This window comes from Desulfotruncus arcticus DSM 17038 (genome assembly GCF_900113335.1).
GTDB lineage: Bacteria > Bacillota > Desulfotomaculia > Desulfotomaculales > Desulfallaceae > Desulfotruncus > Desulfotruncus arcticus.
In genome coordinates, this window is sequence record NZ_FOOX01000021.1 from 64,117 (window position 1) to 77,025 (window position 12,909).

Here is a 12,909-nt window from a genome sequence, read left to right on the forward strand (position 1 = left end):
TTGCCCGGTAATTTATGGCCGAATTTATATAAATACGGGGGATTTTTATTTTTGGGGTGAATCCGGAAAACTTGGAGGTGTTAAAAGGTTCAAACCGGTAGGGTACCCGCGGGCCCGAACCCGTCAGCTAACCCCGGAGGCCATCAGGAGGGAAATATGTTAAGAATTAGTTTTTGTGCTATTGGGTTGATGTTAATGCTTAGTGTTTTTTGTTTTTCAGGGGTAGCCATAGCCTCAGTTGCATCCCGGAACGGGCAAGCGGTTTATAGTGTGGTTGCAGGTGATAACCTCTACTCTATCGGGTTAAAGTACAGTGTAACATCAGCAGAATTGATGAGAGCCAACGGTCTTGACTCTACATTAATAAAACCGGGACAGAAACTGGTAATACCAGCCTCCCGTGCTGCAACCGGCCATCAGGTTTCCAGGGGTGGCATAGAGCGTGAAAAACTAGACCTTCTGGCCCGCTTGATTCACGCGGAAGCTTCTATCGAACAATATCAAGCAAAAGTGGCTGTAGGTGCTGTGGTGATAAATCGAGTCAAAAGTTTGCAGTTTCCTAATTCAATAAGGCAAGTAATTTACCAGACAAACGGCGAAACGTACCAATTTACACCTGTTTACAACGGTAGTATTAACCGTCCGGCAGGTATTGATTCAATTCGGGCGGCGAAAGAAGCTTTAAGCGGAGCGGACCCGACAAATGGTGCACTGTTCTTCTTTGAATCAGATGTAAATAATAAACAGCTGCGTTCACGCAAAATTAGCACCATCATTGATCACCTGACCTTTGCCTACTAGTACCTTGACAAGTTCGGGGGAAGAAAACTGCCATCTGGCTGGAGGACCAGGCTTTCGTAAGATGCTGACTTTTGGCAATAATTTTGGTACTATAGTTCCGAATACCGTAGTTATTGTACTATAAGTATCCGTAATAATTGAATATATCATGTTAGAAAGGATATCAGCATGGAAGCTATAAAAATGGAAGCTATAAAAATTAACGAAGGTGTTATGGTATTTTACTTGGAAGGAGAAGAGTACTCCATTACTTCAACTGCTTTATATAGGGGTAATAAAGCCATTTTATTTGATACTATGGATAATGTTGAAAACTGCGGGCAAGTAAAAAGACATCTTCAGCAGCTTGGAATTACCCATTTTATAGTTGTAAATACCCATTGGCACTGGGACCATGTAGGTGGTAATTCTTTATATCAAAATTGCACTATAATTGCCCATTCTCTGTGCAAAGCAGCAATGGAGAGGAATAAAAACGAGTTGGCAGAAAGATTTCCTGTTTTTCTCCCAAATTTAATTTTTGACGACAAGATTGTAATATATTTGGATCAGCTTAAAATTGAGTTGATTAACACTGTTATCCATAGCAGGGATTCTATTATCGGTTATATCCCTCAACTAAAATTGCTTATTGCCGGAGATACCCTTGAAGATCCCCTGCCTTTCATAGACGAGGTTGAAGATTTAAATGACCATATTCACAATATCGGCCAACTGAAAAAATTTGACCTTAAATGCATCATACCATCCCATGGCAATAAAAGAAGATATTGCGAGGGTGGCTATGATAAAACATTGGTTAATGCAAATTACGCTTATCTATCCGGGATCATGTCCCGGGCAAAAAATAAAGATTTTCTTGATGACAGTATGAAGGACTATTATGGTTCATTGGAGGAAATGAGGGCAAGTTATAAAGATATACACCGTGCTAATCTTAATTTGGTCCGCAAGCATTTCGGTGAGCCTTAATCTGCTGCCAGCGGTAGCCTGACAGTGGTGGATACTCCGTTTTGCTCATTTTGCAGGGTAATTTGCCCCCGGTACATTTTTACGATTCGATGGGCTATTGTAAGGCCTAATCCGTATTTGCCTTCCTGCCCTTTTTGGAAAGGCTGGAATATTTGATTCAAGATATTCGGCTCAATATTAGAGCCGTCATTCCAAAAATTTAGGACAACTTCTGTTTTGTTGCTATTTATCTCCAGGCTAATTTTGATGCACGAAGCTGCATGGCTAATGTGATTCTCTAATAGGTTTTCCACCAGCACACGCAGTATTTCCTCATCACCTTCAATAATCGCCGGCTGCAGGTCAAGTTTGCAGGTTATTTCCGGTCGCTGCAGGTATAACCGTTCAAAAATCTTTTCAACCAATTTATCCAGCTCAATTTTTTTCTGAACGGGACTTTGGGCTGCCAAGTAATCAAGGCGGGTTAGGTAAAGCAATTGCTTGATAAGCTTCTCCAGGCGTGCGCCTTCCTCGTCAATAACCTGAATACTGCCCTCTAAATTACCTTTGGGGTATACTCCGTCTTTAATGGCCTGGGCATAGCTGCGGATGACCATAACCGGTGTTTTCAGCTCATGAGAAATATTCTGCAGCATTGATTGCTGTGCTTCATCCTGTTTGACAAGCTGTTGGCGCATAGTTTCAATAGAGCTTGCCAGTTGGCCTATTTCGTCCCCCTGTTTTAAATTTAATGGTTCATGCCAGTTGCGGTTGGCTAAGCGTTTGACATGCTGCTTCATTTGCACCAGGGGGCGGGTCAGGTAACGGGCAATATATAAAGAGGCGAACAAGCTGATAACCAGTGCAATTCCCGCAAATAACATAATATTAAATAAAAAGGTCTTTACAAATCGGTCTTCTTCGGATTTTCTTAGCAGGATAACCCGGTACAGATAATGCCCGTAAACAGTGTCTTTCCGAATTACATAACGAATTGGGGAGGGGCTGTCAATATTCTCATAATACTGCTGGGCGGCTTGTTGGGATAAGGCATTTTGTATTATTTGTTGAAGCAGCGGCTTGGGGAATAAATCCATAACATTTGATGGAATTACGGTACCGTCTTCCAGCACATTGAACTCCCGAATATTTAATCCCCGGATAATTAAAGGAGGTATATACTGGTTTTGCATAGAAAAATGTTTCGGGGACGGCAGACGCGGTTCCATTAGGGTACTGGTAAAAAAGTTCCGAATTGAATAAGGCATAATAAATATTACTACCAGGTATAACAGCAAGCTGACTAAAGATAGTGCCAGCCAGATTTTTACTGTTAGAGAGATGTTTTTCATTTGCCTACCATCCTGTATCCAAAGCCATAGATTGTTTCAATACGGAGATCCTTCAATTTTTTTCTTAACCGGCGAACCAGGTCGTCAACGGAACGGTCGGTGCCGACATAATCATCACCCCAGATATTGCCAATTATTTGTTCCCTGGATAAGGCTTGTCCCTTGTGCTGGCCAAACAATAAAGCCAATTCGTATTCTTTTGACGTTAAATCAACTATGTCATGACCAATCTGGACAATACGCTTATCTTCGTGCAAAGTATATGGTCCAAGATTAATAACAGAAGTATCTTGGTCAGCTGATTTATAGACACGTTCTAAAAGCCGGTGAGTTCTAATAACCAGTTCACGGGGTAGGAAGGGCTTTGCCAGGTAATCGTCGCTTCCCATTTCTAAACCTTTAATTCTATCAAAGTCGGCATCGCGGGCAGATATAAATATTATCGGAATACCGGGAGAGTCTTCTTTGATGATGCGCAGCAGCTCGTAACCGTCAATATCGGGCAGCATAATATCCAAAATCCATAGATGCGGGTGTGCTCCCAATGCTTGCCGTGCAGATTTGCCATCATAAAAAGAGCTTACTTCCCAACCTTCTTTTTCTAAGTAAGATTTTAAGATTTGGTTTAAGTTTATTTCATCTTCTACCAGAAAAATACGAAACATTACTAAATCCTCCTTTTTCCTGGTTCTGTTTATCTTCGCACAGCCTGTTAATCCCCGACCTCTTAGGTCGGGGATTAACAGGCTGTAAGCTCGAAATAAGTGCGACTAAGGTTCAGGTGGGGTCAAAAACCCCACCTGAACCAAGTCTTCTTTATTATATCAAAAACCCGGGCTCCTTTACGCAAGAGGGGTGCTTGTTTTATAAAAGACCGAACTCTTTTGCTAGAGAGTCCGGTCCACAGGGGTATTTGAAAATGTTTTTGAAAGTCGCAATTGATAAAAAGTTGGTGGATATATTAATAATATATAAAGCAAATGCGGACAAAATATCAAAAATTTATGGGAAATTGTAAAATTTAAAATTGCCACGGGAATAGGTTAGTGTTAAAGATGTTTAAATGCATTGCCAACATAATCTGTTAATTGATATGATTAAAAGAAATGTTTGCTTAAGGGAGCGATTTATGATGGAATGGGTAACGCTGCAGACTTTGTATGACTCTAAAGAGAAAGCGCTCAGAACCGCAAGTATTGTTGCAACTACAGAATCCAGATTGGTAAACCAACAACGTGGTCCCCAGTATGAAGTGGAGACCAGGGTAGAGCAGGTTGAAGACAAGTGGCAGGTGTCATGGCGTAAAGTATTCGCTGGCTTTAAAACCGGCTGTGATGGATGTCAATCCTGCCAAGCTAAATTACCTGTACAAAAGACGCAAGAACAAGACAGTGGCAAGGTTATACCCTTTAGAAAACCTTCTGCTAAAAATAAATAGTTGATGTATTTGCCTTTACGAGGAGTAACGGGATGCTATATAAAAGCATGAAAGAATGTATTTTGGATCTTGAAAAGCACGGTCACCTGGTGCGGGTGCATGAGGAAGTCGACCCTGACCTGGAAATGGCTGAAATTCACCGCCGGGTGCATCAAGTCGGTGGGCCGGCCATATTATATGAACGTGTAAAGGGCAGCCCTTTCCCGGCAGTTTCTAATCTTTACGGGACTATGGACCGGGCCAGGTTCATCTTTCGATCAACCCTGAAAAAAGTGATGCAGTTCATGCAAATCCCGGCTGATCCGATGACAGTTGTGAAACAGCCCTGGGAATATACCGGATTGCCCATAACCGGTTTAAAAGCGCTGCCTAAGAAGGTCAGAAACGGGCCGGTGTTGGCCTGCGAAACAACAATAAGCCGGTTGCCCGGGATTAAGTGCTGGCCCGACGACGGTGGGCCGTTTATTTTGCTGCCCCAGGTCTATTCCGAAGACCCGGAGCAACTCGGCATTATGCGTTCTAATCTGGGTATGTACCGGGTTCAAATGGCTGGCAATCAGTATATAAAAGACCAAGAGATCGGTCTGCATTACCAAATCCAAAGGGATATCGGCCTTCATCATGCCCATGCCCTTAAAAAGGATGAACCTCTAAAAGTCAGCATTTTCGTCGGTGGACCACCCGGTCACACCCTGGCGGCCATCATGCCCCTACCGGAACAATTGCCGGAAGTGGCTTTTGCAGGTATGCTGGCCGGGCATCGCTTCCGATATACCTATCGGAACGGATACGCTATTTCGACGGATGCCGACTTCTGCGTTACAGGTACCGTGACACCTGGAAAAACCAAGCCCGAAGGTCCCTTTGGCGATCATATGGGGTACTATTCTCTGCAGCATGAATTCCCCTACTTAAATGTAGAGCATGTTTATCACCGTAAAGACGCCGTCTGGCCCTTTACAGTGGTGGGAAGACCTCCCCAGGAAGACACTATCTTTGGAACTTTAATTCATGAAATCACTAAACCCGTGGTACCAACTTCCATCCCCGGTGTGGAAGCTATCCATGCGGTGGATGCGGCGGGCGTACATCCTTTGCTTCTGGCGGTGGGCCGGGAACAGTACGTTCCCTATGCACCCCGCGAACCACGGCAAATTTTAACCCTGGCCAATGCTATCCTTGGCTTTGGCCAATGCTCCCTGGCTAAGTATCTATTTATTGCCGCCCTGGAAGACCGTTCTGATTTAGATGTGAACGATGTCCAGGCTTACTTTACGCATGTTCTGGAACGGGTCGACTGGCGGCGGGATTTGCATTTTCAGACCCGGACCACCATTGATACCCTTGACTACTCGGGTACCGGCTTTAACCAGGGTTCCAAGCTGGTCGTGGCTGCGGCAGGTGAGCCCAAGCGAACCCTTGCCCGGGCTCTGGACCACCGGCTTAAATTGCCGGATGGTTTTAATCGTCCGGCTTTAGCCTTACCCGGTGTGGTTGTAATCAGTGCACCGGCGTGCTTGGATGCTGAGACGAGTGAAAAAGATGTCCTGCTCCTGGCCGATTACCTGGGCCAGGCCGGTTATCCGGACGATATCGCTCTGGTGGTAATCACCGAAGACAGCGAATTTGCCACCCGTCATATTAACAATTTCCTGTGGGTTGCCTTTACCCGCTCCAACCCTTCTCATGACGTGTACGGGGTGGACAGCTTTATCGACCACAAACACTGGGGCTGCAGGGGACCGTTGATTATTGACGCCCGGCTAAAACCCCACCATGCGCCGCCACTGATTGAATCCCCGGAAATCTCCCGGCGGGTAGACCGTCTCGGTGCAAAAGGCGGCAGTTTGCATGGGATTATCTAAGCCAACCGGAGATTTAGCTGTATCAGCCTGAGAATAAAAATACTGGCGCATTAAACGCCAGTATTTAAACTTTTATTTTTGACAATCGCATTTGATATTCCCGGCAATAATTTCCTGCCAATCTCCAATTACATCATGAGTCCAGCAGTCATCTGCACCGGCCGCTTCCCGCATTACCAGGGCAAGAATATAAGCAAGTTCCTGGACGGTTGCCCCGGCCTCCAGTGCGCCCTTGAAATGTTTTAAAACGCAGGGTTTGGATCTGGCTTTTACTGAGAGTGCAAAGCAGATAAATTGATAGGTTTTTTCATCGATCATTCTTTTCTCAGCATATAATGAATCCATCTCATCAAGCTTTTGGGCAAATTCCGGGAAGAATTCAGCAAGCATTCTCATGAATTAACGCTCCTTTTTTAATGTTATAGCTCCTGTTCGATAAATTTTTTTACGTCTGCTTTGCTTAATACCTTACCAGTTGATTTTATTTTACCGTTAACAATCAACCCCGGTGTCAGCATAATGCCATGGCTGGCAATTTCTTTTAGGTCAGTAATTTTCTTTACCTCAGCAGCTATACCGGTTTCGTTCAATACTTCTTTAACCAGCTTTTCCAATGTCTGACACTTGGGGCAGCCAGGTCCCAGTACTTTGATTTCCATATTGTACACCTCCTCTCAAGGAATGTTTATTAAACTATTAACTAACCTGCAAATGTGCCGAAAATGAAACCTGACAATGTAGACATAACCACTACCAGTGATATATAGATTATCGTTTTCTTGGTACCCATGATGCTCCTAATGGTAATCATACTGGGCAGGCTGAGTGCGGGGCCGGCCAGCAGCAGCGCCAGTGCCGGCCCTTTGCCCATACCGCTGCCGATCAATCCTTGCAAAATGGGCACCTCTGTTAAAGTGGCAAAATACATGAAAGCTCCCAGGATCGAAGCCAGGAAATTGGCACCCAAAGAATTACCTCCCACCCAGGTGGACACATAGGAGTTGGGGATAATACCGGCATCCAGGCCGGGCCTGCCCATTAAAAACCCTGCTACCAGCACTCCGCCCAGCAGCAGCGGGAATATTTGCTTAACAAAACCCCAGGTTGAATCTGTCCATGTCACCAGTTCTTCTTTGTTAAACCATAGTTTAATAATTATACCTAATATAACCAGCAACATTGCTGCAATGTACCAGTGAATATCATAAACCGCATTGAAAAATCCAACCGGTTGGGCCGGTTTGCCCCAGGCTGCAAAAATTAAAAGTAATATCATCGTGCCAAAAAACACTGAGTACTGCCAGAGCGCCCGGCTGTCACCTTCATCATCAGGTAATACCAGGGATGCTTGTTCTTTTTCCTTTTCTTCTTTAAGAAACAGAAAGTGCATAATTAGTCCAATGACAATCGAAAAGAAAACTGCTCCCACAGCTCTTGCTATGCCCAGATCGGGTCCCAGTATCCTGGCGGTAAGAATTATGGCCAATACGTTAATAGCCGGCCCTGAATACAGGAAGGCGGTAGCAGGGCCAATACCGGCGCCGCGAGTATAGATACCGGCAAACAGGGGCAGTACGGTGCAGGAGCACACGGCAAGAACACTGCCTGATACGGAGGCCACTCCATAGGACAAAATTTTATTTGCCCCGGCCCCAAAATATTTTAATACTGATGTCTGAGATATAAAAACTGCTATAGCTCCGGCTATAAAAAATGCAGGAATTAAGCAAGCCAGCACGTGTTTTTGAGAGTAATCCTGCAGCATAAAAAAAGCTTCCAGTATAGCTGACTGCACTCTTGGATTACTTAACGGAATATAAAAGGCAATCAAAAAAATAGCTATCATGGTAATGAGTTTTTTTCGTTCACTCATTATTTCATCTTCTTTCTGTGGGAAATTTAAATGTCATTTCTTTTAACATGGATCACTTATTGAAGTCTTAACACCTTTTGTTTTTAAAGCGTCACACAAACAAGGCTCTGTTCTAATTAAGGACGGAGTAACGCCCCGGCCTAAATTGTTTTGTACTTCTTCAAAAAAAGTTTTTAAGTCTTGTGTGCAAATGTTGAAATTCTCTTTGTTAATTGTATATAGGATCCATTTGCCTTCCCGGTTGTCCTGGATTAAGCCCGCCTGCTTGAGCAGCTTTAAGTGGTGAGATACAGCAGGTTGGGATAAATTCAAAGCTGCTATAAGTTCACATACCGCCATTTCTTGCTTAGATAAAAGTAAAATAATTTTTAGGCGGGTACCATCAGCGAGAACTTTAAGAATTTCTATATTTCGATTTATTTTCAACACCTCCATTCATATAAACATATTTAAATTTATTTATATGATAGTTCTGATCAGATGGTTTGTCAATCATGTAATATGTTCCATTTTCCAGCAGTTGTCTCCCCATATTGGTCAGGTCAGGCAAGCAGTAAAGGTGGAGGTTAGTTTCTAAATACAGTTTTTTTTACAATTTCCCACAATATATTGATAATTTCTCCACAATTATATAGTACAATATATCATGATAGGTTATTGTTTGCATTCAACCCAAGAAGAAAATAAATCTCGGGAAGAGGATGGGTAGTACAATTCTAAAGAGGGGGAGATGCCAACTTCTCGTAGCATTAAAAAGCCGGAAAGAGAACAATGCAATTAGAAAAACCAACAATTTTCACTAGATTGTTGTAAGCATATAAATCCCCAAGGACCGGACTTTTCTTTGGCAGGAGAGTCCGTCTTTTGTATTTCACCAATCGAGCTATGGAAGATTTACTTAAGTATTACATTAGTTGGAGGTTAAAAAGTTTGCGTTATAAAAATGTGGCGTTTATACTAGCTATAGCAGTAATTTGGATGCTAACTCCTTTGCAGGCCATTGCTGCAGTTAATGTTTATGCTAATGGACAACAAGTTAATTTCGACTCACCACCAATTGTGGATGCTTCAGCCAATAGAACCCTTGTACCGTTTCGACAAATATTTGAAGTCCTGGGGGCAGAGGTTTGGTATGATTCTGTAACAAATTCCTCCTTTGGGAAAAAAGATAATATGACAATTCAGCTTCCTGTCAACGAAAAGGTTGCTTATAAGAACGATGAGTTAATTACATTGGATGTGGCATCACAAGTAGTAAATGGCCGGACAATGGTTCCTCTCCGGTTTATTAGTGAAACATTGGGATGCACTGTAGAGACTCAAAACACCTCTTCAAATTTAGAAATTTATATTAAAACGGATAACTTGCAAAGCAATATGCGTATGTTAACAAACATAAAAACTGACAGCAATGACTTGAATTTCATTGTGGAATTGGAAGTAGAAGACGGAGTAAACATAATACACGAGCTTGTTAATCCAGAACGCCTGGCTATAGATTTGCAAAATACCAATAATAATGCCAGGGATATTCTTGATTTAAATAGCCCTTTGGTTTCTTCAATCAGGACAAGCCAGTATAGCAGCACTACAACCCGCGTGGTTTTGGATTTAAAAAAGGATGTGGATTATCATCTAGAGCAAAACAAGGACTCTTTAGTAGTAAACATAACCGAATCAAAACAGCCTCAATCGTCAGAACCACCCCAACAAGAAACGCCGGGGACCGGCAATAAATTAATAATTCTTGATGCGGGGCATGGGGGTTCGGATACTGGCGCCGTTGGTTATTCAGGCAAGTATGAAAAGGACTTGGTTCTCCAAATAACTGATAAATTAAAAACTGCTCTTGAAAATAGCGGATACTCTGTAATGCTAACCAGGTCAGACGATACTTTTGTTTCTTTGGAAAACAGAGTTATCTATGCCAACAATACTAATGCCTTTGCTTTCGTTAGTATTCATGCCAACAGCTTTTCCGGACCATCTGCGCAGGGGTTGGAAGTGTATACAATGTATGGTGCGGACCATAGTTTGGCCCAGGCTGTGTTAGATTCCATATTGGCTAAGACAGGTCAAATAAATAGAAAAGTCAAAGAAGCCGGGTATTATGTCATAAAGTACACCAAAATGTCTTCTATACTTATAGAAACTGGGTTTATCAGTAATCCCCAGGAAGAAGCATTCCTGTGGAATGAAGAAAATCAAAACAAAATTGTCCAGGGCATAGTTGAAGGAATTAAAAAGTACCACCCTTAATAGACTAACTTTGGGAAGGAGGCCATAATGAAATCAAATATAAAAGCTGTGATAATTGATTGGGTTAAAACTATTGTATTGGCCGTTATTTTGTCTTTTGTTTTTAGAACCTATGTTGCTGAAGCCACGTGGATTCCAAGTGAATCTATGATGCCTACGTTAAAGGTTGGAGATCACCTGATAATGGATAAAATTGTTTATAAGATTGAGGGAATAAAAAGAGGTGACATTGTAATTTTCAATCCACCTCCCACTGCTCAATTGGAGGAAAAGGTTTTAATAAAAAGAGTAGTTGGTTTATCAGGTGAAACCATTTCAGTTAAAAATGGTGCGGTTTTAATTAACGGGGTACCCATTGAAGAACCATATATTGCAGAAAAACCGCGAGATGATTTCGGGCCCTATCGTATACCAAAGGATCAGGTTTTCGTTATGGGTGATAATCGTAACAATAGTTATGATAGCAGGTTTTGGGGGCCATTACCAATTAGTAATATAATCGGCAAGGCGGAATTCCGTTATTATCCACTTAATGATATAGGAATGTTAAACCATAACTAATATTAATAAGCCCCCCATTTCTCAAACTAGCGAAATGGGGGCTTAATTTTGTTGCAGTAAGAAATTCCTGTTGCATGCATCAAATATATTTGATATGATTTATATCATGAAAGATGCAGTAAAAGTTGCCAGGGCTTTAAGTGACCCTATGCGCTATAAGATTATGCTTATGCTGGCCCGTAGTGAGGAGGGTTGCTGTCCGGTTTCCGGTGAAGTGGAAGGTAAACCAGGTCTTTGTAATTGCGAAATTATGGCTAAGCTGGGCATGATTCAATCCCGTGTTTCGTACCATATGAAAGAATTGGCGGAGGCGGGTTTAGTTACTGAAGAGCCGAGGGGTAAGTGGAAGATGTACTTTATTAAAGAACAAACACTAAAACAATTTATGCGGCAGTTAAGTGAAGATTTTAAGCTAGACTAATTTTTTTACAGTGACAAATCAAAAAAAGTTGATTTAAGAGGGGGGGACCGGATGTGAAAGAAGATATTCGGGAAGTAGTAAAACATAAGTATGCTCAAGCCATTACTCAAAAGAATAGTTGTTGTGGTTCCGGTAGCAGTTGCTGCGGAGGAGACCCTTTAGAGGTTGACATGATCACCGGAAACCTGTATCAGGCCCATGAAATGGATGGGTTGCCCCGGGACTTAGTTGCAACATCTTTTGGCTGCGGCAATCCCACCGCATTAACAGAACTGCATCCCGGTGAAGTAGTGCTGGATTTAGGAAGCGGCGCAGGATTAGATGTTCTATTGTCTGCCCGTCGGGTCGGCCCCAACGGCAAAGCATATGGCCTGGATATGACTGACGAGATGCTGGCCGAGGCTAGAGCCAACCAGAAACGTACCGGACTTAGTAATGTGGAATTTCTGAAGGGGCATATTGAGTCAATTCCTTTGCCGGAGAACAGTGTGGACGTAATCATTTCAAATTGTGTAATAAATCTATCGGCTGACAAAGACCGGGTGCTTCAGGAAGCATTCCGGGTGTTGAAACCAGGTGGCAGGCTCGCAGTATCTGACATCGTGCTAACAAGGGCGCTGCCACCAAATGTGCAGCAGGACCTGCTAGCCTGGGCCGGCTGTATTGGCGGAGCTTTACAGGAACAGGAGTATCGTGATAAACTCATTGCTGCAGGGTTTAATGAGGTAGAATTACAGACCACTCGGGTATATGACTTTAGTAGCCAACAGGCAGAAAGAATTCTACCTGGTCTATCAGAGGCGGAACGGAAGGATTCAAACGGTGCAGTGCTCAGTGCCTTTATTCGTGCTAAGAAACCTCTAGAATATTAATGTCGGGGCAGGATTGTATAACGCATAAATTTTCTACACTTATGTTTTACGCTAACGTTTCAAACAAAAAAGCCGAACGTATTAATCTTATGTTTGGCTTTGAATTGGGGGCATATCTGGTGTCGGAGGGGCGGCTTGCATCTTTGGTTTAACCAGTCCCAAATATATTGGGTTATATCTTCCCGGCCAGGTTTACCAATAAACCAATGAATATTGTTACTGGCGCATTTGGCTATACCGGCAAATACATTGCTCGCAGCCTAATTTCAATGGGCAAAAAAGTTTTAACCCTTGCCGATCACCCCCATCGTCCTTACCCTTTGGAGGCAAAGTAACTGTAGCACCCTTTAATTTAATAAACCGGACGTATTATTAAATGTATGCAAGGTGCTACAACTTCTTTTTAATTTAATAGCTTGACGACAGAGATAATTTTGTACAAAAGTATCTCTGTTTTTTTTGTTGAAAAGATGTTATCTCAGCTGTAACATTTTATGATATTCGGATACCAATAAT

General features: G+C 42.6%; 15 protein-coding genes and 1 riboswitch. Of the genes, 9 read left to right on the top strand and 6 right to left on the bottom strand.

Translation table 11 applies throughout. From position 1 onward, the window contains the following. Positions 1 to 6 precede the first annotated feature (6 nt). Positions 7 to 157: riboswitch (cyclic di-AMP (ydaO/yuaA leader) on the top strand. Then, positions 157 to 801, top strand: coding sequence for a cell wall hydrolase (locus BM056_RS21870; protein ID WP_092474489.1), 645 nt, complete (start codon positions 157 to 159; stop codon positions 799 to 801). Its footprint overlaps the riboswitch before it by 1 nt. Before the next feature lie 168 nt (positions 802 to 969). Continuing rightward, positions 970 to 1,773 carry an MBL fold metallo-hydrolase gene (locus BM056_RS21875; RefSeq protein ID WP_092474491.1) on the top strand — a complete coding sequence of 268 codons (804 nt, stop codon included), beginning with the start codon at positions 970 to 972 and terminating at the stop codon, positions 1,771 to 1,773. Here the strand turns inward: BM056_RS21875 and BM056_RS21880 are convergent. After that, positions 1,770 to 3,104, bottom strand: coding sequence for a sensor histidine kinase (locus tag BM056_RS21880; protein ID WP_092474493.1), 1,335 nt, complete (start codon positions 3,102 to 3,104; stop codon positions 1,770 to 1,772). The genes BM056_RS21875 and BM056_RS21880 overlap by 4 nt on opposite strands. Then, positions 3,101 to 3,769, bottom strand: coding sequence for a response regulator transcription factor (locus BM056_RS21885; RefSeq protein WP_092474495.1), 669 nt, complete (start codon positions 3,767 to 3,769; stop codon positions 3,101 to 3,103). Before BM056_RS21885 ends, BM056_RS21880 begins: the two co-directional genes overlap by 4 nt. Before the next feature lie 464 nt (positions 3,770 to 4,233). Here BM056_RS21885 and BM056_RS21890 point away from each other — a divergent pair, with 464 nt between their 5' ends. Then, positions 4,234 to 4,542, top strand: a complete 309-nt coding sequence (locus tag BM056_RS21890) for a hypothetical protein (RefSeq protein ID WP_238456601.1) — start codon at positions 4,234 to 4,236, stop codon at positions 4,540 to 4,542. A gap of 32 nt (positions 4,543 to 4,574) precedes the next feature. Further along, complete coding sequence (locus tag BM056_RS21895) at positions 4,575 to 6,407, top strand: UbiD family decarboxylase (protein WP_092474498.1); 1,833 nt, start codon at positions 4,575 to 4,577, stop codon at positions 6,405 to 6,407. Between the two features lie 72 nt (positions 6,408 to 6,479). Here the strand turns inward: BM056_RS21895 and BM056_RS21900 are convergent, their stop codons facing one another. The 4 genes from BM056_RS21900 to BM056_RS21915 are packed head-to-tail and all read right to left on the bottom strand — an operon-like array spanning position 6,480 to position 8,715. Beyond that, positions 6,480 to 6,803 (bottom strand): carboxymuconolactone decarboxylase family protein, encoded by a 324-nt coding sequence (locus BM056_RS21900; RefSeq protein ID WP_092474500.1) that lies wholly within the window; start codon positions 6,801 to 6,803, stop codon positions 6,480 to 6,482. Positions 6,804 to 6,826: 23 nt separating this feature from the next. After that, a complete protein-coding gene (locus BM056_RS21905) occupies positions 6,827 to 7,066 on the bottom strand; it encodes a thioredoxin family protein (RefSeq protein WP_092474502.1) in 240 nt (79 codons plus the stop codon). Between the two features lie 41 nt (positions 7,067 to 7,107). Beyond that, the gene (locus BM056_RS21910) at positions 7,108 to 8,280 is read right to left on the bottom strand and encodes a permease (protein ID WP_092474504.1); all 1,173 of its coding nucleotides are present in this window, start codon (positions 8,278 to 8,280) and stop codon (positions 7,108 to 7,110) included. 42 nt (positions 8,281 to 8,322) lie between these two features. Beyond that, positions 8,323 to 8,715: an ArsR/SmtB family transcription factor gene (locus tag BM056_RS21915; RefSeq protein ID WP_092474507.1), complete on the bottom strand. Its 393-nt coding sequence runs from the start codon at positions 8,713 to 8,715 to the stop codon at positions 8,323 to 8,325. Between the two features lie 450 nt (positions 8,716 to 9,165). Between BM056_RS21915 and BM056_RS21920 the strand changes: the two genes are divergently transcribed. From BM056_RS21920 to BM056_RS27390, 5 genes are all read left to right on the top strand, one after another. After that, on the top strand, positions 9,166 to 10,539 hold the full coding sequence (locus BM056_RS21920; RefSeq protein ID WP_131820817.1) for an N-acetylmuramoyl-L-alanine amidase family protein: 1,374 nt from the start codon (positions 9,166 to 9,168) through the stop codon (positions 10,537 to 10,539). 27 nt (positions 10,540 to 10,566) lie between these two features. Continuing rightward, positions 10,567 to 11,100, top strand: coding sequence for a signal peptidase I (gene lepB / locus BM056_RS21925; RefSeq protein ID WP_092474511.1), 534 nt, complete (start codon positions 10,567 to 10,569; stop codon positions 11,098 to 11,100). A gap of 106 nt (positions 11,101 to 11,206) precedes the next feature. Further along, entirely contained in the window at positions 11,207 to 11,521 is a 315-nt protein-coding gene (locus BM056_RS21930) for an ArsR/SmtB family transcription factor (RefSeq protein ID WP_092474572.1), read from the top strand. A gap of 53 nt (positions 11,522 to 11,574) precedes the next feature. Further along, a complete protein-coding gene (locus BM056_RS21935; protein WP_092474512.1) occupies positions 11,575 to 12,393 on the top strand; it encodes an arsenite methyltransferase in 819 nt (272 codons plus the stop codon). A gap of 206 nt (positions 12,394 to 12,599) precedes the next feature. Then, positions 12,600 to 12,728, top strand: coding sequence for a hypothetical protein (locus BM056_RS27390; RefSeq protein ID WP_274377575.1), 129 nt, complete (start codon positions 12,600 to 12,602; stop codon positions 12,726 to 12,728). Positions 12,729 to 12,909 lie beyond the last annotated feature (181 nt).

Coding starts and splice junctions, on each gene's coding strand:
- BM056_RS21900 (WP_092474500.1), bottom strand. CDS start 6,803: ATGAGAATGCTTGCTGAATTCTTCCCGGAATTTGCCCAAAAGCTTGAT.
- BM056_RS21880 (WP_092474493.1), bottom strand. CDS start 3,104: ATGAAAAACATCTCTCTAACAGTAAAAATCTGGCTGGCACTATCTTTA.
- BM056_RS27390 (WP_274377575.1), top strand. CDS start 12,600: ATGAATATTGTTACTGGCGCATTTGGCTATACCGGCAAATACATTGCT.
- BM056_RS21920 (WP_131820817.1), top strand. CDS start 9,166: ATGGAAGATTTACTTAAGTATTACATTAGTTGGAGGTTAAAAAGTTTG.
- BM056_RS21930 (WP_092474572.1), top strand. CDS start 11,207: ATGAAAGATGCAGTAAAAGTTGCCAGGGCTTTAAGTGACCCTATGCGC.
- BM056_RS21895 (WP_092474498.1), top strand. CDS start 4,575: ATGCTATATAAAAGCATGAAAGAATGTATTTTGGATCTTGAAAAGCAC.
- BM056_RS21915 (WP_092474507.1), bottom strand. CDS start 8,715: ATGGAGGTGTTGAAAATAAATCGAAATATAGAAATTCTTAAAGTTCTC.
- BM056_RS21905 (WP_092474502.1), bottom strand. CDS start 7,066: ATGGAAATCAAAGTACTGGGACCTGGCTGCCCCAAGTGTCAGACATTG.
- lepB (WP_092474511.1), top strand. CDS start 10,567: ATGAAATCAAATATAAAAGCTGTGATAATTGATTGGGTTAAAACTATT.
- BM056_RS21890 (WP_238456601.1), top strand. CDS start 4,234: ATGATGGAATGGGTAACGCTGCAGACTTTGTATGACTCTAAAGAGAAA.
- BM056_RS21870 (WP_092474489.1), top strand. CDS start 157: ATGTTAAGAATTAGTTTTTGTGCTATTGGGTTGATGTTAATGCTTAGT.
- BM056_RS21875 (WP_092474491.1), top strand. CDS start 970: ATGGAAGCTATAAAAATGGAAGCTATAAAAATTAACGAAGGTGTTATG.
- BM056_RS21885 (WP_092474495.1), bottom strand. CDS start 3,769: ATGTTTCGTATTTTTCTGGTAGAAGATGAAATAAACTTAAACCAAATC.
- BM056_RS21910 (WP_092474504.1), bottom strand. CDS start 8,280: ATGAGTGAACGAAAAAAACTCATTACCATGATAGCTATTTTTTTGATT.